The 20286-nt window shown below is 68.3% G+C and carries 18 protein-coding genes; 6 read left to right on the top strand and 12 right to left on the bottom strand.

Annotated features, from left to right (window positions below):
* Nucleotides 1–91: 91 nt before the first annotated feature.
* Nucleotides 92–1210: a succinyl-diaminopimelate desuccinylase gene (gene dapE, locus AC3ZJJ_RS03830; RefSeq protein ID WP_489893937.1), complete on the bottom strand. Its 1119-nt coding sequence runs from the start codon at nucleotides 1208–1210 to the stop codon at nucleotides 92–94.
* A 41-nt stretch (nucleotides 1211–1251) separates the two neighbouring features.
* On the opposite strand from dapE, the gene dapD reads away from it, so the two are divergent.
* Nucleotides 1252–2223 (top strand): 2,3,4,5-tetrahydropyridine-2,6-dicarboxylate N-succinyltransferase, encoded by a 972-nt coding sequence (gene dapD, locus AC3ZJJ_RS03825; RefSeq protein ID WP_489893936.1) that lies wholly within the window; start codon nucleotides 1252–1254, stop codon nucleotides 2221–2223.
* A 76-nt stretch (nucleotides 2224–2299) separates the two neighbouring features.
* Complete coding sequence (locus AC3ZJJ_RS03820; RefSeq protein WP_489895669.1) at nucleotides 2300–3151, top strand: hypothetical protein; 852 nt, start codon at nucleotides 2300–2302, stop codon at nucleotides 3149–3151.
* A gap of 13 nt (nucleotides 3152–3164) precedes the next feature.
* Here AC3ZJJ_RS03820 and AC3ZJJ_RS03815 read toward each other — a convergent pair whose 3' ends face one another.
* The 4 genes from AC3ZJJ_RS03815 to fdxA form a co-directional block, all read right to left on the bottom strand.
* Nucleotides 3165–3803, bottom strand: coding sequence for a hypothetical protein (locus AC3ZJJ_RS03815; protein WP_489893935.1), 639 nt, complete (start codon nucleotides 3801–3803; stop codon nucleotides 3165–3167).
* Nucleotides 3804–3957: 154 nt separating this feature from the next.
* Complete coding sequence (locus tag AC3ZJJ_RS03810; protein ID WP_489893934.1) at nucleotides 3958–5241, bottom strand: citrate synthase; 1284 nt, start codon at nucleotides 5239–5241, stop codon at nucleotides 3958–3960.
* A 97-nt stretch (nucleotides 5242–5338) separates the two neighbouring features.
* On the bottom strand, nucleotides 5339–6454 hold the full coding sequence (dapC, locus tag AC3ZJJ_RS03805) for a succinyldiaminopimelate transaminase (RefSeq protein ID WP_489893933.1): 1116 nt from the start codon (nucleotides 6452–6454) through the stop codon (nucleotides 5339–5341).
* A gap of 25 nt (nucleotides 6455–6479) precedes the next feature.
* Nucleotides 6480–6803: a ferredoxin gene (fdxA, locus tag AC3ZJJ_RS03800; RefSeq protein ID WP_489893932.1), complete on the bottom strand. Its 324-nt coding sequence runs from the start codon at nucleotides 6801–6803 to the stop codon at nucleotides 6480–6482.
* A gap of 131 nt (nucleotides 6804–6934) precedes the next feature.
* On the opposite strand from fdxA, the gene AC3ZJJ_RS03795 reads away from it, so the two are divergent.
* On the top strand, nucleotides 6935–7225 hold the full coding sequence (locus AC3ZJJ_RS03795; protein ID WP_489893931.1) for a putative acetyltransferase: 291 nt from the start codon (nucleotides 6935–6937) through the stop codon (nucleotides 7223–7225).
* 42 nt (nucleotides 7226–7267) lie between these two features.
* Here the strand turns inward: AC3ZJJ_RS03795 and AC3ZJJ_RS03790 are convergent, their stop codons facing one another.
* Nucleotides 7268–8500 (bottom strand): MFS transporter, encoded by a 1233-nt coding sequence (locus AC3ZJJ_RS03790; protein WP_489893930.1) that lies wholly within the window; start codon nucleotides 8498–8500, stop codon nucleotides 7268–7270.
* A gap of 204 nt (nucleotides 8501–8704) precedes the next feature.
* Between AC3ZJJ_RS03790 and AC3ZJJ_RS03785 the strand changes: the two genes are divergently transcribed.
* Complete coding sequence (locus AC3ZJJ_RS03785; RefSeq protein ID WP_489893929.1) at nucleotides 8705–9199, top strand: ArsR/SmtB family transcription factor; 495 nt, start codon at nucleotides 8705–8707, stop codon at nucleotides 9197–9199.
* Between the two features lie 186 nt (nucleotides 9200–9385).
* Here the strand turns inward: AC3ZJJ_RS03785 and AC3ZJJ_RS03780 are convergent, their stop codons facing one another.
* Nucleotides 9386–9805, bottom strand: coding sequence for a hypothetical protein (locus tag AC3ZJJ_RS03780; protein WP_489893928.1), 420 nt, complete (start codon nucleotides 9803–9805; stop codon nucleotides 9386–9388).
* Nucleotides 9792–11714: a translational GTPase TypA gene (gene typA, locus AC3ZJJ_RS03775; RefSeq protein ID WP_489893927.1), complete on the bottom strand. Its 1923-nt coding sequence runs from the start codon at nucleotides 11712–11714 to the stop codon at nucleotides 9792–9794. The genes AC3ZJJ_RS03780 and typA overlap by 14 nt, the downstream gene beginning before the upstream one ends.
* A gap of 190 nt (nucleotides 11715–11904) precedes the next feature.
* Here typA and AC3ZJJ_RS03770 point away from each other — a divergent pair, with 190 nt between their 5' ends.
* Nucleotides 11905–12783 (top strand): SGNH/GDSL hydrolase family protein, encoded by an 879-nt coding sequence (locus AC3ZJJ_RS03770; RefSeq protein WP_489893926.1) that lies wholly within the window; start codon nucleotides 11905–11907, stop codon nucleotides 12781–12783.
* A 32-nt stretch (nucleotides 12784–12815) separates the two neighbouring features.
* Here the strand turns inward: AC3ZJJ_RS03770 and AC3ZJJ_RS03765 are convergent, their stop codons facing one another.
* The gene (locus AC3ZJJ_RS03765; RefSeq protein ID WP_489893925.1) at nucleotides 12816–14657 is read right to left on the bottom strand and encodes an ABC transporter ATP-binding protein; all 1842 of its coding nucleotides are present in this window, start codon (nucleotides 14655–14657) and stop codon (nucleotides 12816–12818) included.
* 89 nt (nucleotides 14658–14746) lie between these two features.
* Between AC3ZJJ_RS03765 and AC3ZJJ_RS03760 the strand changes: the two genes are divergently transcribed.
* Complete coding sequence (locus tag AC3ZJJ_RS03760) at nucleotides 14747–15370, top strand: PH domain-containing protein (protein ID WP_489893924.1); 624 nt, start codon at nucleotides 14747–14749, stop codon at nucleotides 15368–15370.
* A gap of 55 nt (nucleotides 15371–15425) precedes the next feature.
* Here the strand turns inward: AC3ZJJ_RS03760 and AC3ZJJ_RS03755 are convergent, their stop codons facing one another.
* The 3 genes from AC3ZJJ_RS03755 to AC3ZJJ_RS03745 form a co-directional block, all read right to left on the bottom strand.
* The gene (locus tag AC3ZJJ_RS03755; RefSeq protein WP_489893923.1) at nucleotides 15426–16481 is read right to left on the bottom strand and encodes an ABC transporter permease; all 1056 of its coding nucleotides are present in this window, start codon (nucleotides 16479–16481) and stop codon (nucleotides 15426–15428) included.
* Nucleotides 16478–18022 carry an ABC transporter permease gene (locus AC3ZJJ_RS03750; RefSeq protein WP_489893922.1) on the bottom strand — a complete coding sequence of 515 codons (1545 nt, stop codon included), beginning with the start codon at nucleotides 18020–18022 and terminating at the stop codon, nucleotides 16478–16480. Before AC3ZJJ_RS03750 ends, AC3ZJJ_RS03755 begins: the two co-directional genes overlap by 4 nt.
* Nucleotides 18023–18227: 205 nt before the next feature.
* Complete coding sequence (locus AC3ZJJ_RS03745) at nucleotides 18228–20006, bottom strand: ABC transporter family substrate-binding protein (protein WP_489893921.1); 1779 nt, start codon at nucleotides 20004–20006, stop codon at nucleotides 18228–18230.
* Nucleotides 20007–20286 lie beyond the last annotated feature (280 nt).

Below are 20286 nucleotides of genomic sequence, written 5' to 3'. Positions count from 1 at the left end.
GGCTTTACGAAGACGCGGGACGCGGAAACCGCACGGGAGGCGGCGCACCATGGGTGCGCCGCCTCCCGTGCGGATCGGGTCAGCCATCGGGTCAGTCGGTGAGCCATCGTGTCAGGGCGGCCAGGCACGCGCGAACGGCCTCCGCCTCAACGTGTTCGTCGTCCGAGTGCGCCAGCAGGGCGTCGCCGGGGCCGAAGTTCACGGCCGGAATCCCCAGCTCGGAAAACCGCGCGACGTCCGTCCAGCCGTACTTGGGCAGCGGAACGGCGCCGACGGCCTCCACGAAGGATGCCGCTGCCGGGTGGTTCAACCCGGGGCGCGCGCCGGGCGCGCCGTCGGTCCGCTCAATGTCGAACCCGTCCATCAGGGCGCGCACGTAGGCCTCGGCGTCGTCGATGGTCTTGTCCGGGGCAAAGCGGTAGTTGATCTCCACCTCGCAGCGGTCGGGGATGACGTTGCCGGCGATGCCGCCCGCGATCCGCACGGCGTTAAGGGACTCGCGGTACCGCAGTCCGTCGACGTCGACCGTCGCCGGTTCGTGCGCGGCCAGCCGGGCCAGGATCTCCGAAGCGGCGTGGATGGCATTCTCGCCCATCCACGCGCGGGCGGAGTGGGCCGCCACGCCACGAGTGGTCACCCGGAACCGCGAAGTCCCGTTGCACCCGCCCTCCACGGTGCCGTTGGTGGGCTCCAAGAGGATCGCGAAGTCGCCCTCCAAGAGCTCCGGGCTATTGCGCACCAGGCGGCCCAGGCCCGACTTGGCGCCTTCGACCTCCTCGTGGTCGTAGAAGACATAGGTGACGTCCCGGTTGGGCGACAGCATGCCGGCCGCGAGGGCCAGCTGCACCGCGACGCCGCCCTTCATGTCCGTGGACCCCCGCCCGAACAGCGTCCCGTCCTCCCAGCTGGAGGGCACCGTTCCGCGCGACCCCTCGGTGGTGGGTAGCGGTACCGTGTCCAGATGCCCGGCCAGGACCACGCGTTCGGGACGGCCCAGCCTGGTGCGGGCGACGACCGCGTCGCCGTCCCGGTGCACCTCGAGGTGCGGCAACCCCCGCAGGGCCGCCTCGACCTGGTCGGCGACCGCCCGCTCGTTGCCCGACACCGATTCGACGTCGATCAGGTCTGCGGTCAGTTGGGCGACGTCGCCCCGGAGGTTCAGGGCGGGTGGCTGCGGTTCGCGTGATGGCGCGGTCTGGGCTGAGGTCACCCTTCCAGCCTAACGCCAGTCCCCGCGGCTACCATGGAGGCATGACTTCCGCGAACTCCCAGCCCAGTCTTGCCCAAAACCCCGCCGATCCGACCGTGCGCCTCGCAGCCGGCTACGGACTCGCCACGTACGCGGCCGACGGTTCGGTCCTGGACGTGTGGTTCCCCGCCCCGTCGCTCGGGCCGCTCGACGGCGCCGAAAAGGTGTCCGGCGAACTCGCAGCGGTGCGGGTGGACGACGCCGATCGCGGCACCACGCAGTCCGTCGTCGAAATCGAGATCGACCTTGACGTCGCGCCCGCGGACGCCGTGGACGCGTGGCTGCGCCTCCACCTCCTGTCCCACCGCCTCGTGGCCCCGAACGCGCAGAACCTCGACGGCGTGTTCGGCCTGCTCGCCAACGTGGTGTGGACAAACTTCGGCCCCTGCTCGGTCGACGGGTTCGAGGCCACCCGCCTGCGGCTGCGCCGCCGGGGAGCCGTGTCCGTCTTCGGCGTGGACAAGTTCCCCCGCATGGTGGACTACGTGATGCCGTCCGGCGTCCGGATCGCCGATGCCGACCGGGTCCGCCTCGGCGCCCACCTCGCCCCGGGCACCACGGTGATGCACGAGGGCTTCGTGAACTTCAACGCCGGGACCCTCGGATCTTCGATGGTCGAGGGACGCATCTCCGCCTCCGTGGTGGTCGGCGACGGCTCCGACGTCGGCGGCGGCGCGTCCATCATGGGCACCCTGTCCGGCGGAGGCAAGGAACGGATCGTGATCGGGCAGCGCGTGCTGCTCGGCGCGAACTCCGGCGTCGGAATCTCCATCGGCGACGACTGCGTGGTGGAGGCGGGCCTGTACGTGACCGCCGGCACGCGCGTCCAGCTCGGCGACCGCACGGTGAAGGCGCTGGAGCTCTCCGGAGTTCCCAACCTGCTGTTCCGGCGCAACTCCACCTCCGGAGCCGTCGAGGCCCTCCCCCGCCAGGGCCAGACGGTGGAGCTGAACTCCGCCCTGCATGCCAACTGACCCCCACCGCAGCGTCTTCGCGCTCGCCGCGGAACCCGGCCGGACGTCCCCCCGGGGGAGGTCCGGTAAGAAGACTATCCGCCGGCGCCGCCGCGCGCGCTCCCTCGTGGCGCTGGCCCTCAGCGTCGCCGTGGTGGGCGGCGGTGTCTCTGCCGCCTACAACTACCTCGAGGACGAGCAGACGCTGGTGCGCGAGCGCTGCACCGCCGTCGTCGGCCCCGACGAGCACGAGCTCGCCCCGGATCAGGCCGGCAACGCCGCGCTGATCGCCGCCGTCTCCGTCCGCCGCGGCATGCCCGCGCGGGCGGCGACGATCGGCATAGCGACGGCGGTCCAGGAGTCCAAGCTGCGCAACATCGACTACGGCGACACCGCCGGCCCGGACTCGCGCGGACTGTTCCAGCAGCGCCCCTCCCAGGGCTGGGGCACGCAGGCGCAGGTGCTGGATCCGCTGTATGCGGCGAACCGTTTCTACGAGGAGCTGGACACCTTCGACTACGTGACCATGCCGATCACCGAGGCCGCGCAGAAGGTCCAGCGCAGCGCCTATCCGGAGGCCTACGCGGACCACGAGCCGGAGGGGCGGGCCTACGCGTCCGCCCTGACGGGCAACTCCCCCGCGGCGCTGAACTGCGTGCTGCGCAAGGCGACGGCGGCGGGCAACCCGCAGACCGTCGCCGACTCGGCGGAGGCCGCCTTCGGGGACCTCGGCGCCACCGTCGAAGGCAGGAACGTCATCCTGGACGCCGACGGGAAGCGCGGCTGGGCGGTGGCACAGTGGGCGGTCGCCAATGCGGCGGCGCACCAGAGCACGTCGGTCGGCCACGCCGGCCTCGTCTGGAACCGTGCCGAGGACGGATGGGTGCCGGCGTCGACCACCGAGGGCCGTGTTGTCATCAGCTTGGCCGGGGAGCCGGGCGAGGGCTGACCCGCCCGGCGGATCAGGCGAGCATGCCGACGATGGGCTGGAGATAGCTGCGGAACAGTTCCTCGTGCCGCGGCAGCTCCTGGCTGAGGATCACGGTGCGCGGCTCCACGAACCACGCGCGGGGCTCGGCAAGCGGCAACTCCAGAAGGTTGAGGTCGATGGACGCCGCCGGACGGTCCAGCTCCAGGCCACGGTCCTCCACCAGGCGCTCGAGCGCCACCCTGCGTCCCGCAGCCGAATGCTCGCGGGACACCGCACGGTATTCCACCAAACGGTCGTCGACCCAGCTGAAGGCCGCGCCGTAGTGGGCGCGCATCAAGCGCTGCAGCGTGGGCGAGTCGTCAAAGCCGGGGAAGCGTGGCGGATCGAAAACCGCCCCCAAGTCCACGCGCCTGCCCGCGGGCGCGCGCACCGGGCCCCCGTCCTGGTGCAGGAGACGGTGCCACCACTGCTGCCACTCCTGCTTCAACTCGGCGGCGCCGTGCTGCGGCACCTCCGGGGCCGCCACGGGCTTCACCGGAGGCGCGAGGGGACACAGCATCGGTTGTTCGGCGTGCGTGATGCCGGCAAGGTCACGGAAGTACAAGGCAAGCAGGATCTGCTCGTGCGTGTCCGCAAACACCCGCCAGCCATCGCCGGTCTGTTCGTACATCCACGGCCTTCCTCTGTGAAGGTCCTTCTCACTCAAGACTAGACCCGATTGGGCCGCCCCGCACCGCGATTTGCCGATGGCTTCCCGGCGCAACGACGGCGGCGGCCGGCCCGCTGGGAGCCGGCCGCCGCCGTTGTGTCTGTACCGCGCCGGGCTAGTTGCCCGGGTAGTTCCGTTCGCCCTCGCCGATGTACAGCTGGCGCGGACGGCCGATCTTCAGCTGGGGGTCCTGGATCATTTCGCGCCACTGGGCGATCCAGCCGGGCAGGCGGCCGATCGCGAAGAGCACGGTGAACATCTTTTCCGGGAAACCCATGGCCTTGTAGATCAGGCCCGTGTAGAAGTCGACGTTCGGGTAGAGCTTGCGCTCGATGAAGTAGTCGTCGGCCAGGGCGCGCTCCTCGAGGCGCATCGCGATGTCCAGGAGCTCGTCGTTGCCGCCGAGCTTGCCCAGGATGTCGTGCGCCGTCTTCTTGATGATCTTGGCGCGCGGGTCGTAGTTCTTGTAGACGCGGTGCCCGAAGCCCATCAGGCGGACGCCGTCCTCCTTGTTCTTGACCTTCTCCATGTAATCCTCGGGCTTGATGCCGTCGGCCTGGATCTGGCGCAGCATCTTCAGCACGGCCTCGTTCGCGCCGCCGTGGGCGGGGCCGAAGAGGGCGTTGATGCCAGCGGACACGGAGGCGAACATGTTCGCGTTGGAGGATCCCACCAGCCGCACGGTCGACGTCGAGCAGTTCTGCTCGTGGTCCGCGTGCAGGACCAGCAGCTGGTCCAGCGCCTTGACCAGGTCCGGGTCGACGTCGTACGGCTCGGCGGCGAGCCCGAAGCTCAGGCGCATGAAGTTCTCCACCAGGTTCATGGAGTTGTCCGGGTAGAGCAGCGCCTGGCCGATGGACTTCTTGTGCGCGTAGGCCGCGATGACCGGCATCTTCGCCAGCAAGCGGATGGTGGAGAGCTCCACCTGCTCCTCGTTGAAGGGGTCGAGCGAGTCCTGGTACCAGGTGGACAGCGCGGAAACCGCCGAGGACAGCACCGGCATCGGGTGCGCGTCGCGCGGGAAGCCGCCGAAGAAGCCCTTGAGCTCCTCGTGCAGCAGGGTGTGCCGGCGGATCTTCTGGTCGAACTCCTCCAGCTCCGTGGCGGACGGCAGGTTGCCGTAGATGAGCAGGTAGGAGGTCTCCAGGAACGTGGAGTGCTCCGCCAGCTGCTCGATCGGGTATCCGCGGTAGCGCAGGATCCCCGCGTCGCCGTCGATGTAGGTGATGGCGGACTTCGTGGCCGCGGTGTTCATGAAGCCGGGGTCGTATGTGACGGCGCCCGTCGTCTTGAGCAGCTTCGCGACGTCGAGGCCGTCGTTGCCCTCGACCGCTGGGACTACAGGGAGCTCAAGCTCCGACCCCGCTAGTGTCAGGCGGGCAGAATTTTGATCCGTCATGGCTTCTCCTCACCGGAGTACAGGTGTTCCAATAGGCAATAATCAGGTGTCACGCTACCGGCAAGTCGCCATTGTTCGCTAATCCGTACGTCACGTTTCAGCCACTGTTGGCCGCGCGAAGACGCTCGACCGCGGCATCGATCCGCTCGTCGGGGGCGGTCAGGGCTACCCGAACGTAACCCTCCCCCGCCGTGCCGTAGAAGCTGCCCGGGCCCACGACGATCCCGAGGTCGGCGAGCCGGCCGACCGTGGTCCAGGTGTCCTCCCCGGCGGTCGCCCACAGGTAGAGCCCGGCCTCGGAGTGCTCGATCCGCAGCCCGAAGGCCTCAAGTGCCGGCAGCAGCCGCTCTCGCCTTCCACGGTAGAGGTCCTTCTGCGCGGCGACGTGCTCGTCGTCGCCCAGAGCCACGCGCATGGCCTCCTGCACCGGGTAGGGCACGATCATGCCGGCGTGCTTGCGGTTGTTGATCAGGTTGGGCATCAGTTCCGGTGCCCCGGCGACGAACGCCGCCCGGTAGCCGGCAAGGTTGGACTGCTTGGACATCGAGTAGACGGAGAGCAGGGAGCCGTGGTCCCCGGCGCTCACGCGCGGATCCAGCACTCCCGGCACGCCGGCCTCCCACTTGCCCCAGCCAAGTTCCGCGTAGCACTCGTCCGATGCGACGACGGCGCCGAGCGAGCGGGCGTCGCGGATCAGTTCGGCGAGCTCGTCGACGTCGCGGACGATGCCGGTCGGGTTGCCGGGCGAGTTGACCCACACCAGCCGCACGCGGGAGCGGACGTCCGCGGGCAGGTCGGAGAGCCGGTCGGCGGCGACGGCTTCCGCGCCGGCGAGCCTCGCGCCAATGTCGTAGGTGGGGTAGGCGATCTCTGGGCGGACGACGACGTCGCCCGGGCCCACGCCGAGGAGCAGCGGCAGCCAGGCGACGAGTTCCTTGGAGCCGACCGTGGGCATGATGTTGGCCGGGTCGATGCCCGGCGTTCCGCGGCGGCGGGCGTACCAGTCGGCGATGGCTCGGCGCAGGGCACCGGTCCCGTGCGTGGTCGGGTAGCCGGGCGCGTCGGCCGCGGCGGACAACGCCTCCCGGACGATTGCGGGCGTGGGGTCCACCGGCGTGCCGATCGAGAGGTTCACCAGCCCGCCGTCGTGCCGGGCCGCGGTGGCGAGGTACGGGGCGAGCGAGTCCCAGGGGTAATCGGGGAGTGTCAGCATGGCGTCGATGCGCGGCGGGTGGCCGCTAGCCCTGGTTCTGCGGCGGCAGGACGGCGATGATCGGATGGTCCTTGCCCGTGTTGCCCAGCTTAGCGGCCCCTCCGGGGGAGCCGATCTCGTCGAAGAACTCGACGTTCGCCTTGTAGTACTCGGCCCACTGCTCCGGGGTGTCGTCCTCGTAGTAGATGGCCTCCACCGGGCATACCGGCTCGCAGGCACCGCAGTCGACGCATTCGTCCGGGTGGATGTACAGCGAGCGCTCGCCCTCGTAGATACAGTCGACGGGGCACTCCTCGATGCAGGCCTTGTCCTTAACGTCGACGCACGGCTGGGCGATGATGTAGGTCACGGTACCCGGAGCCTTTCCTGTGGTGTGGGATGAACTGGTGCGCGGCCGGAGTACGGACGCGCACCACCAGCTTAGTCCTCCGGGCCCCCGCCCGCTCACGGTGTCGGTGTGGCCGCGGCTACGATCGGGTGATGCCGAACGACTTTTTCGACGCCCTCTCCGCGGGAGACCGGATTGTGGTCCGCTACCGGCTGGGCGGCCCGGAGACGGGTCCCCGGTTCAGCGACGTGCTGGGCACGTACGCGGGCCTGGCCTCCCCGGCGGGGCCTACCGCGGCGTGCGCCGCGGGCGAGGGTGCCGGCGCGGCCGACTCGCTTGTGGTGGTGCACACAAGGTCCGGCGAGGTGCTGGTGCCGCGGGGCTCGGTGACGCACGCAAAGCGCGTGCCTCCCGCGCCGGACCGGCGTCGTTCCCGGGCGTAGGCGACGGCGTTCTCCGCCGCCCGCCCGCTTCGCCGCGGCACCCTACCGGCGGTGCTTGGGCGAGCGTCCGGCGTCGTGCTCCACTTCCTCCGGGAGCGTGCGCATGGTGGCCAGCGGCGAGAAGACCAGCGGAAGGACCGCCAGGGCGCTTCCGGCCACGCCGACCCACAGCGCGGCCACCAGGCCCGCCCTTTCGCCCAGGAAGCCGGCCAGTAGCGCGGCGAAGGGCAGAACGCCCCAGACCAGGAAGCGGATGGATGCGTTCATCCTGCCCAGCAGGCGCGGCGGGCAGATGCGCTGGCGCATGCTGACTTGGATGATGTTGTAGATCAGCACGCCCACCGTCATCACGAACATCGACGCAGCGAGGACCAGGAACGCGGCCAGCTCGCCGTCGACGAAGGTGGACAGCGGAAAGCCGGCCATTCCGACCGCCGTCAGGAGGGAGCTCAGCGGAAGCGACGTTCCCTCCCCCACAAGCTTGGCCACCTGCGGGGTCACCGACGCCGCGAGCAGCCCGCCCACTGCGCCCACGGAGTAGATCAGGCCCAACTGGTACGTTTCGAGGCCCAAGGTGCGCAGGACCAGGATGGGCAGCAGCGTGAACACGATTGTGCTGAAGAAATTGGTGATGGCGGTGGTGAGCGCGATCCGGCCGATGAGCGGGTGGTGGACAACGTAGCTCATTCCCTCCCGGATCTCGGCGATCAGGTTGCGTTGCTCCACCTCCGGCGCGGGCACCTCGTGGTCGCGGACCCGCCACAGGCAGACGGCGGAGACGAGGTAGCCGACCGCCTCGCCGATGAAGAGGATCGGCGCAGTGGTGATCGTCAGCAGGCCGCCGCCGATGGCCGGCCCGGCGAGCCGCGACACCTGTCCCGTAGCCTCCAGCTTGGCGTTGGCCCCGGAGATGTCGTCGCGGTCCACGAGCGACGGGATGTAGGACTGGTAGGAAACGTCGAAGAACACGTTGGCCACGCCGATGGCGGCGGCGATGATCCACAGGTGCCACATCTCCATCATGCCGGTAAAGTAGAGGGCCGGAATGGCCAGCATGGCGACCACCCGCGCCAGGTCCGCGCGGATCATGACCCGGCGCTTCATCCACCGGTCCACCCAGGCCCCGACCGGGAGGCCGACCAGCAGGAAGGCCGCAGTGTTCGCCGCGTTGAGCACGCCGACCTCCCACTCGGTGGCCTGCAACATCACCACCGCCAGGACCGGCATGGCCACGGCACCGAGCTGCGCCCCGAGCTGGCTGAGGGTCTGGCCCAACCAGAAGACCAGGAAATTCGCATCACGTAGAAGGGGTTTGGCCGGTTGGCTCACATCATCGTGAAATCCGGCGGGTCCGCCCCCAGCGGATCCCCCCGTTCCATCCGGCGCCGGCTGAGACTGGTGCCTAGAGGAGGTCATACAAACCTTGCTATGCGATTTGAGTAAGTCAATCAGTACGGTTATTTACCGTATGCTGAACATATGGCAACCGACGAGGAGCTGCAAGCACGAGCCCGAGCCCTGAGCTCCCCCATCAGGCTCCGAATCCTACGCCTCTGCCTGCACAAATCTAGGACGAACAAGGAAATCGCCGACCTGCTGGACATTAATCCGGCAACGTCGCTGCATCACGTTCGAACGCTCCTCGCCACCGGTTACCTCGAGGCGGAGCCCGCCCGACGCGGAAACCGCGGTGCCAAGGAGGTTCCGTACCGCAGCACACGGATGTCCTGGGGAACGAAGCTTCCCGACGCCGCTCCGGTGCTCCTCGAGACGTTCCTTCAGGAGATCGACGGGCTGGCACCGAACGAAATCCAGGTCCTGCGCGTCGGCCTGAAGCTCACGGAGGCCGACCAGCGCGAGCTGCTCGAGCGCATCAAGGACGTCGTGTCCGACTACGCGCTGCGCCCGGCCGACGAGGACGGCGTCGCCACCTCGCTCTTCGTGGCACACCACCTGGACCAGTCGGCGAACTAGCTCCGGCGGCCGCCCACGCCGCCCCCCGCACCCGACACGCCGCACCCCAACCGCTCGCTTCCTGACGAACGCAAAACACCCCCCGAAGTGGACATTTCCACGCTTAGTTAGGCGTGGAATTGTCCACTTCGGGGGGTGTGCCGGTGGGGGTGCCGTGCCGGGCGGACCCGGAGGATCCTAAGGCGGCTACCGGGTGCGCATGGCGCGCGCACACACCAGAAGCGCGACGACGGTCGCCGCCGCGATGCCGTACATCCACACCGCGCCGGCCAGTGCCGGTCCCGGAAGGGCCTCGTGGTTGGCCCAGGAGACCAGCAGGCGGTTGCGCTCGTCCAGCGAGGCCCACGCCACGAGTCCGTAGGACGTGATGCCCGCCAGCGCCGTGGCCCAGACCCGCTCGGCGTAGATGCCCGCCACGGTGAACAGGCTGCCGGCGAAGACCAGTGCCAGGACCGCGCCCCAGGGCAGGGGCGTCTCCCCGGCGTAGAAGACGTGCGCGTGCAGCAGTGTCCCGACGACCGCCGACAGCGCCCCCGCCACGAGGGCGGCCAAGACGGCTGTGGCGGTCGCCAGGGACTTGTGGCGCGACTCGCTAGGAGCGGGCACGGGCGCGCTGCGACTTCTGGCGCTCGCTCACGTTCAGGATCAGCTTGCGGATGCGGATGGCCTCGGGGGTGACCTCGACGCACTCGTCCTCGCGGGCGAACTCGAGGGACTCCTCTAGCGTGAGGTTGCGCGGCGGGGTCAGGTTCTCGAAGGTGTCCGAGGAGGCCGCACGCATGTTGGTGAGCTTCTTCTCCTTCGTGATGTTCACGTCCATGTCGTCGGCGCGCGAGTTCTCGCCGACGATCATGCCCTCGTAGACCTCCGAGGTCGGCTGGACGAAGAACGAGCCGCGCTCCTGCAGGTTGATCATCGCGAACGGGGTGACGACGCCGGCGCGGTCGGCGATCATCGAGCCGTTGGTGCGGTACTCGATATCGCCGGCCCACGGCTCGTAGCCCTCGGCGATGGAGGCGGCGATGCCGGCGCCGCGGGTGTCCGTGAGGAACCGGGTGCGGAAGCCGATCAGGCCACGGGCGGGAACGATGAACTCCATGCGGACCCAGCCGGTGCCGTGGTTGGACATGTTGGTCATGCGGCCCTTGCGCGCGGCGAGAAGCTGCGTGACGGCGCCGAGGTATTCCTCCGGCACGTCAATGGTCATGTGCTCCATCGGCTCGTGCAGCTTGCCGTCGACGGTCTTGGTGACGACCTGCGGCTTGCCGACGGTGAGCTCGAAGCCCTCGCGCCGCATCTGCTCCACGAGAATCGCCAGCGCGAGTTCGCCACGGCCCTGGACCTCCCAGGCGTCGGGACGCTCGGTCGGGAGCACCTTCAGCGACACGTTGCCGATGAGCTCCTTGTCGAGGCGGTCCTTGACCTGGCGCGCGGTGACCTTGGCGCCCTTGACGCGGCCGGCCAGCGGGGACGTGTTGATGCCGATGGTCATGGAGATCGCGGGATCGTCCACGGTGATCAGTGGCAGCGGCTTCGGGTTCTCGAGATCGGTGAGGGTCTCGCCGATCATGATGTCCTCGATGCCGGCGACGGCGACGATCTCGCCCGGGCCGGCCGACTCGGCCGGAACGCGGGTCAGGCCCTTGGTGGCGAGCAGCTCGGTGATCTTCACGGTCTTGAGCTGGCCGTCCTGGCGGGCCCAGGCAACCTGCTGGCCCTTGCGGAGGGTGCCGTTGAAGATGCGGAGCAGGGCGAGGCGGCCCAGGAACGGCGACGCGTCGAGGTTGGTGACGTGCGCCTGGAGGACTTCCTCCGGGTTGTAGGCCGGGGCCGGCACGTGCTCCATGATCGCGGCGAACAGCGGCTCGAGATCCTCGGAGTCCGGAAGGGTCCCGTCCTCGGGCTTGTTGCTGGACGCGCGGCCGGCCTTGCCGGACGCGTAGACCACGGGCACGTTCAGCACGGAGTCGAGGTCCAGGTCCGGCACCTCGTCGGAAAGGTCCGAGGCCAGGCCGAGAAGCAGGTCCATGGAGTCGGAGACGACGCCGTCGATGCGGGCGTCGGGACGGTCGGTCTTGTTCACGACCAGGATGACCGGCAGCTTGGCGGTGAGGGCCTTGCGGAGAACAAAGCGGGTCTGGGGCAGCGGCCCCTCGGACGCGTCCACGAGGAGGACGACGCCGTCGACCATGGACAGGCCGCGCTCGACCTCGCCGCCGAAGTCGGCGTGGCCCGGGGTGTCGATGACGCTGATGGTGACGTCCTTGCCCTGCGCGGAGGGGCCCTGGTAGAACACGGTGGTGTTCTTCGCGAGGATGGTGATGCCCTTCTCGCGCTCGAGCTCGCCGGAGTCCATGACCCGGTCTTCGGTTTCGCCGTGGGCCGAGAAGGCGCCGGTCTGCCCCAGCATGGCGTCCACCAGGGTGGTCTTTCCATGGTCGACGTGGGCGACGATGGCTACGTTGCGCAGGTCTTCGCGACGTGCGGTGTTGACTGCCGAGGTGAAATCTGACATGCGTTCGAGGCTCGCTTCATTTGGGGTCTGGGGTCAGTGCGGTGGGGCCACGGCTGACCCAATCAACCATTCTAACCTTTAGGAAAAATCCACCCAAACCGGCTGGCGCGCCGCTATGGCGCGCCGGGCCGTTCGGGGGCAGAATGAATCACTGCCAAAAGGCGGCAGGCTTCGGGGGAAGGTCGTTGTCATGGCGGAGAATTACAGGCTGCTCCTTGCGCTGACGACCGCCGGGGCCCTCGCCGCCGCAACGCTCCTCTCGCCCGCCGCTCCCCCACTGGCGGCCAAACCGACGGTGGAAGCCGGCGCCGGGCAGGCCGTGTCGCCACCCGCGGTCGCCGCCGTGGGCGCCGCCGCTCAGCCGGCGGGCTGGGACTCGGCGGGCAGCACGGGCACCGTGGCGAACCCCGCAAGCGGCCGCCTTGAACTCGTGTATCCGGAACCCGGCAAGATCGCCCTTGTCATCGGCGATTCGCAGGCCGACGGCGCCGCGGGCGTCCCAGGGTCCATGGCCTGGCCGCGCCTGGCCGCAGAGGCAGCCGGCTACGTGCCGCTGTTCCGCGGGCGCGGCGGCACGGGCTTCACGGCGGCAAGGCCGGACGCCGCAAACTACGTGACCGCCCTGCGCACCCAGCAGTGGCTTGTGCCGCACGGTGGTGTGGGCCTGGTGGTCATCCAGGGCGGGGGAAACGACGCGCGGGTGGGCGCCGGCGACGCCGAGATCGCGGACGGCGCCATCGAACTGGTGCGCGAGCTGCGGCGGAGCTACCCGACGGCGCCCATGGTCATGGTGGGCACGCTGGCGCGCGCCGCGGACGACGGCGGCGGACGGCGCCACGAGGTGGACGCCGTCCTCGCGCGGGCCGCCGCCGCCGCAGGGGTGTCCTTTGTGCCGGCGGGCGACTGGATCACCAGGCTGGGCCTGGGACCGCACCTGGTCGACGGCACCCACCTCGACGCCGCCGGGCACCGGCTCGCGGCCGATGCCCTGCTGGCGGAACTGGGCGGGCGCGGCCTGCTCCGGGACACGGCGATCCTGGCCGGCGGAGGGCAGACGCCGGCCGGTTAGGCCGGCGTCCCCCGCCAGGGACGCGGGGCCGGCTAGGAGGCCTCGGAGTCGGCCAGCAGCTTGGCGCGCAGTTCGCGGCGCTCGCGCTGCGCGGCCGGGTCCGGGACCGGGACGGCGGCCATCAGCCGCTGCGTGTACGCGTCCTTGGGCCGGCGCAGGACCTCGTCGCGCGGCCCCTGCTCAACGATCGCGCCGTGCCGCATCACCACAATGTGGTCCGCGAGCACGTCGATGACGGCGAGGTCGTGGGTGACGAACAGCGACGCGAAGCCCATCTCCCGCTGCAGGTCCTGGAACAGCTCCAGGACCTTGGCCTGCACGGAGACGTCCAGCGCCGAGGTCGGCTCGTCGGCCACCATCAGCTTCGGCTCCAGCGACAGGGCGCGGGCGATGCCGACGCGCTGCTTTTGGCCGCCGGAGAGTTCGTGCGGGTAGCGGTTCCGGTAGTTGCGGGGCAACTCCACCTGGTCCAGCAGCGTCTCGATGCGTTTCTGCAGCGCGGCGCCCTTCGCGACGCCGGCCAGGAACATCGGTTCGCCGATCGATTCGCCGATCGGTAGCCGCGGGTTCAGCGAGCTGGACGGGTCCTGGAACACCATGCCGATCTGGCGGCGCACCTCGAACAGTTCGCGCGACGTGGGCTTGAGCCCGGAGATGTCCTTGCCGTTGACCACCAGCGAGCCCTCGGCCACGGGCAGGAGCCCGACGGCGGCGCGGCCAATCGTCGTCTTGCCGGAACCGGACTCCCCCACCAGGCCCACGACCTGGCCCTGGTGCACCGTCAGGTTCGCGCCCTCGACCGCGCGGAACGCGGGCACGCGCCCCTGCTTGGGGTACTCGATGGCGACGTTGTTCAGTTCGAGGACCACGGGCCGGGAGCGCATCTCCGCCTCCTGGGCGCGCGCGGCCTCCGCCCCGGCGAGGACCTCGCGTTCCCGGATCTCGAGCGCGCGCGCGTCCACGGCGTCGAGTTCTATGTGCGTTGCGGCGGCGACCGACGCGCTGATGTCCACGGCGGTGTCGGTGTCCGCGCCGGCGCCGAGCATCGGGACGGCGGCGAGCAGCGCCTGCGTGTAGGGGTGCTTGGGTTGGGCGAAGATCTCCTCGGACGTCCCCGTCTCGACGATGCGGCCCTGGCGCATCACGGCGATGCGGTCGGAGAGATCGGCGACGACGCCCATGTCGTGGGTGATGAGCACGATCGCGGAGTTGAGCTTGTTCCGCAGGTTCCGCATCAGGTCGAGGATCTCGGCCTGGACGGTGACGTCCAGCGCCGTGGTGGGTTCGTCGGCGATCAGCAGCTTAGGATCGCAGGACAGCGACTGCGCGATCATGGCGCGCTGGCGCTGTCCGCCGGAGAGCTGGTGGGGGTAGGACTTGAAGGCCTTCACGGGATCCGGAAGCTCGACGAGCTCCAGCATCTCCAGTGCGCGCTTCTCCGCCTGCGCCGGCGAAATCGGATTGTGCAGGCGCAGCGTCTCGATGATCTGGAAGCCGATCGTGTAGACCGGGTTCAGGGCCGTCATGGGCTCCTGGAAGATCACCGCGACGTCGTTGCCGCGCACCGTGCGCAGCGCCGTGCCGGAGAGCCCCAGCAGCGACGTGCCGTTGAGCAGGACGTCGCCGCGGACGCGGCTGTTGGAGGGCAGCAGCCCCAGCAGAGCCATGGAGCTGGCGCTCTTGCCGGAGCCGGACTCGCCGACGATCGCCAGGACCTCTCCCGCGTTCACGTGGTAGTTCAGGTCGATGGCGGCCGGAACCCATTCCTTGTCCACGCCGAAGTCCACGCTGAGGTTCCGGACCTCCAGGACGGGGGTGCCGGGCGCCACCTTGTCCAACGTGCCTACTGCGCTGCCTGCAATGTAATCGCTCATGGTCTCTCGACTTTCCGTGCTTCCGGGCATTGCTCGTGGATTGCGGTCCGCTGCGCGGGGTACGCCCGGTTTCCTGAAACTATAGGGCTATGACTTCTTCTCCCAACGCGCAGCCACCGTTCACCTACCGGGCCAGAACCAGCTTGGTCCTGGCGGTGGTCCTGGTGGCCGTGGCCGTGGTGGGGGTGGTCTCGGTGGGTGTCGCTGGAGGCATCGGGCGGCTGCCCGACGCGCTGCCGCTCCTTGCGGTCGCGTACGCGGCCTGGCTGTTGTTCTGGTTCCCGAAGGTTGAGGTCGACGCCGAGGCGGTCACCCTGGTCAATCCGTTCCGGACTGTCAGCGTGGGCTGGAACGCGCTGATCCACGTCGACACCAAGTACGCGCTGACGCTGCTCACGCCGCACGGCCGCTATTCGGCATGGGCCGCGCCGGCACCCGGTGTTGTGTCCAGCCTGCGTGACGCCCGCACCTCCACCAAGGCCGAGGAGCGCGAGGGCGGAAACTGGAAGTCCATCCGCCCCGGCGACCAGATCGGCAGCGATTCGGGGGCCGTGGCCCACGTGATCCGGACCCGCTGGCAGGCCATGGCCGACCGGGGTCAGATCAACGTGGACGAGACGCAGGCCAACCGCCCCGTGGTGAGGTTCCACTTCGTTCATGTCGGCCTCCTCTTGGTGCTCGTCGTCGCCTGCTTCGTGGTTCCCGCGCTGTAGCCGCCTCGCCCGGTCCGGATCCGCCGCGTGCGGCGGGTCCGGACCGGCCACGGGGCTACGGCCGCGGCGCGTCCGGATTCGGGGAGACCGCCGTGGGGGCCGTGCCCTGCATCTGGACGTCCTTCGCCCGCTTGGCGTTGAACTTCTTCTGCCGGGGATCGAACGCATCGCGCAGGCCGTCGCCAATGAAGTTGATGCACAGGCAGATGGTCACGATGAACAGGCCGGGCCACCAGAACAGCCAGGGACGCGTCGTGAACGCCTCCTGGTTGTTGCTGATGAGCGAGCCGAGCGACACGTCCGGAGCCTTCACGCCCAGGCCCAGGAAGGACAGCGACGTCTCGAGCAGGATGGCCGAGGACATCAGCAGTGTGACGTTGACGATGATCACGCCGACCGCGTTGGGCAGGATGTGCTTGAACATGATGCGCGTGTTCGAGGCGCCCGCGATCCGCGCCGCGTCGACGAACTCGCGCTCCCTCAGGCTGAGGAACTCGCCGCGGACCAGGCGCGAGAGCCCTGTCCAGATGATGAGGCCGACGAACACGCCGAGCGCGACGGTGGCCATGTTTCCGGTGACCTTGTCTCCGGCGATGCGGCCCAGAACGGCGGCGAGGATGATCAGCGGGATGATGATGATGATGTCGACGATGCGCATCAGGACGGCCTCGATCCAGCCGCGGAAGTAGCCGGAGACCGCGCCCACCACAACGCCGAGGAACCCGCCGACAGCGCCGATGATGAACATGATCATGATCGACTGCTGGGCTCCGCGCATGGTCATCGCGAAGTAGTCGCGGCCGATGCGGTCCTGGCCGAACGGGTGCTCGCCCCAGTTGAAGAGGTGGACGAACGTCGGTGCCCCGTTGTTGACCTCGGCGGAGAACTGGGTGTGGTTGTACTTCCACCAGCCGGGAATGCCCACGAACCCGATCGAGGTGAACGCCATGATGACGATCAGGACGAAGACCACGATGCTGCCCACGGCGGCGGTGTTGCCGAAGAAGCGCTTCCGAACGATGGCGCCCTGCGACAGGCCCTTGGTCGCTGCCTTGGCCGGGGCCGGCGAGGGTGCCTGCCCCGTCGGGATGGTTGTGTTTGGAGCTGTCATGCTTTCACCCTCACTCGCGGGTCGAGAACGGAGTACACCAGGTCGGCGACGAGGTTGAAGACGAGCGCGAGGATGCCCGTCACCAGGAAGACGCCCATGACCGGGTTGGGATCGGGAATCGGCGTCAGCGATTTGACGAAGAGTTCGCCCATTCCGGTGAACGCGAAGACGCGCTCGGTGATGACGGCGCCGCCGATCAGGCCGCCGATGTCGAAGGCGACCAGCGTCGCCAGCGGGATCAGCGCGTTGCGGAACGCGTGGCGCATCACGACCGTGCGCTCGGGCAGGCCCTTGGCCCGCGCCGTGCGGATGTAGTCCATCTGCATGATCTCCAGCATGGAGGCGCGCGAGTAGCGGCTGTAGCCGGCAAGGGAGACGAGCATCAGGGCGATCGTCGGCAGCAGCATGTGCGTGAAGGTGTCCAGCCCATGGATCCACCAGTCGCCCTCGAGGTTCGGGGTCGAGGCGCCGACGGTCGCGATAGGGCGTCCGCGGATGCGTGAGTTGGAGAAGTACTCGGGCCAGGTGACCATAAACCGGTCCAGGACGATCAGCCCGCCCACGATGAACGCCGTGACGGATGCCGTGCGCATGCTCTGGCCGCGGTCGTAGCCTCCCATCAGCCAGCCGACGAGACAGCCGACGACGATGGTTCCCACGGCCAGCAGCACCATCATCAGCGCGGTCGCCTGGCTGAACAGCGGGTTGAGCAGGTAGTAGAACACGAGGCCGATCGGGACCATCAGCAGCGCCGAGTAGAGGGCCTTCTTGTTCTTGACGCCGGCCATCAGCTGTGTGACCACGAAGGCGACGCCGGCTCCGGAGAGGGCGATGAGGATGGGACCGAGGCCCGGCGCGCTGAACCAACCGGTGGCCGACATCGCCAGCATCAGCGCGGCGGTGGCCGCGGCGCCGATGACGAAGGTCAGGCCGCGCTTTTTCCAGCTGCCGGCGGAGAACACCAGCACGACGACGCCGATGAACAGCGACGTGATGATCACCGCGGTGGGGGTGAAGACCGGTTCGGCCAGGAAGTTGTTGAAGCCGATCGCACCGTATTCCTTGAGCAGGACGGCCAGCCAGAAGATCGGCAGGGAGAAGAAGAGGAACGCCATGAAGGTGACGGAGTAGTCCAGCGAGCTGTACTGGCGCAGGGCGGTGATGACGCCGAGGGAAATGCCGATGATGATCGCGAGGACCGTGGCGGCGGTCACCAGGAGGATGGTCTGTCCCATCGCCCGGCCCAGGGCGGCGGTGACGGGGTCGCCGACGAGGTTGACGCCGAGATCGCACCTGCCCACAAAGGGAACCACACACTGGACGGCGCCACCGAGCCATTGGAAGTAGCGGAGCGGTGCCGGAGTGTTCAGGTTCAGCGAGTCCGTGCGCTGGGCTATCAGGGCTTCCTTGTTGGGCAGTCGGCTCTCACGCAGGTCGCTGAGGGGGTCGCCCGATGCGGCCGTGAGGAGATAGACGAAGAAGGATGCCCCGAAGAGGATAAGCACGGCGGTGATGAGGCGCCGGACGATGTACGTCACCATAAAAATGAACCTCGAGTTCGGGTCTCCGGGAGTGTCCCGGGTATGTGAATCGTTGTGTGGCGCTGCCCCGACCCGCGGAGAAACGGGCCCGTTGCGGGAGTGGGGCGGCGGCGTCGTCGGCGGATTTCCACCGGCATCAGGAAGCGCCGGGACCAAGTACTTCGGTCCCGGCGCCCCTGGTTATCCCTGGATGCGGGGGATGGTGCTACTGCTTAAGGCTCCACTCCCAGAAGTTCCACCAGACGCCGGTCTGGTTGGGCATCGACTTCAGGCCCTCGACCGAGGTGCTGTAGGCGTCCAGGTTCTTGGCCTGGAAGAGCGGGAGGCCGTAGGCGTCCTCGAAGAGGTGCTTGTCGATCTCCTGCTGGATCTCGGTCTGGCGTGCCGGGTCCGGGGTCGAGATGATCTCGTCCGCCAGCGCGTCGACAGACTTGTTGGAGTAGGCGCTGTAGTTGCCGCCGCCGCCGGTCTTGAAGATCTGCGGGACGCCGGAGACACCGACGCCCGGGGAGATCCAGCCGAAGATGGAGGCGTCGTACGTGCCGTCGCCCAGCTTGTCGCCCCACGCGGCGTCGCCGCCGTCTTCGATCTTGAAGCCGGCCTGCGTGGCGGACTCCTCGATCAGCGCGTAGGTGTCGACGCGGTTCGGGTTGCCGGAGTTGTAGAGGATCCGGACCGTCGGGGTCTTGCCGTCAAGGAGTTCCTTGGCGCCGGCGATGTCCGGCTCGGCGTACTCGGAGGAACCGTTGGCCTCCACCGAGCCCGCGTAGCCCTCGTTGGCCGGGACGAACATCTGCGAGTCCAGCGGGACCGCTTCGTTGTCCAGGTCGCCGACAACCGAGTCGACGATCTGCTTGCGCGGAATCGTCTTGAGGAACGCCTCGCGAACCGCCTTGTCCTTGAACACTTCGCTGTTGAACGACAGGTCGAGGTGGTCGTAGGAGAGCTGCTCGTCGACGTTCACCGCGACGGTGTCGCCGATGGCCTCGATCTGCTCGAGCGTGTCGGACGACGGCTGCGGCGCGATGATGTCCGCCTCGCCGTTCTTGAGTGCCGCGATCTGCGCCGGCGCCTCGCCGATGTACTTGACCACGATGCTGTCGACCTTGGGCTGCGGTCCCCAGTTGAACTTCTCGTTGCGGACGAGGGTCATGGACTGGTCCGCGACCATGTCCTTCACCATGAACGGTCCGGAAGCGACCAGGAGGTCGGGATCGCTCGGGAGCGTCTTGGTCTCGTAGCCGGTGTTGTAGAAGTCGGCGACCTTCTTGACGGTCGCGTTGGCCTTCGCCGGCTTCTCCGGGTCGCCCTTGGGGGTCTCGAGAATGAGCTTGGACAGCTCCTCCGTCGTGATGTCCGCCTTCTTGGCCGCGATGTGCGCCGGGGTGGTGATGCCGAAGGCAATCTCCCAGTCGGCGAACGGCTTCGTGTACTCAAGGGTGACCGAGCGGTTGTCGTCGCCGACGACCGGGGTCTTGGTCAGGCCGAGTCCCGTGGTGTCGCCCGCGTAGTTGAAGTAGGAGGTACCCGACTCGACTTCGCCGTTTTCGTCGAGCTTGGCGTCGTCGAAGTGGCCGGAGAAGACCGCCCAGGCGAACAGCATGTCGTCGGCGTCGATCGCTTCGCCGTCGGACCAGGTGACGCCCTCGTTGATCGTGTACTTCACCGTGAACGGATCCTCGGAAACCACTTCGTAGTTACCGAACTGCTCGTTCTTCTGGACCTTGAGGTCGTTGGTGATGTAGTTGAAGTCCCACTGGGTCGTGTAGGCGATCTTCGAGTTGATGTCCGTGTTGCCATTCGGCGTGTCCGGGTTGAGCGAGCTGAAGATGTTGGTCTCCACCACACGGATTTCGCCGCCGCTTGCAGCTTCGCTGCCCGCGGACGACGAGTTGTTGGTGCCGGTGCTTGCAGCGCAGGCGCTCAGCGCCATAGCAGCCGCGGCGCCTACGGCAACAGCCTTGGAAATACGCGTCAAACGCATTCCGCCTCCTTGGTTTATAGGTGTGTTTTCAAGCCAAGCTCTGCACTTGCCCCCGACGCATCCGCTGGACGTGGCGCGTCTCACAAGCAGAAACTTTAGACTGACAAGTCCGGTCTTGGATATAAAAATCTCGTTTCAGAATGCGATGTTATGGAGTCGCAACTTTAAGCGGGGTAGGTCACTTTTGCATCAGCAGAGTCCCGGACTGGCGGGGATCCGCGGGGAATCAAGGATTTGCTTCACATTGGGTTTCGCCAACTAGTCGGCTTCGCGGCGATTG

The organism is Arthrobacter sp. AOP29-A2-19 (genome assembly GCF_058138025.1).
This window is presented reverse-complemented; position numbering and strand designations above follow the sequence as displayed.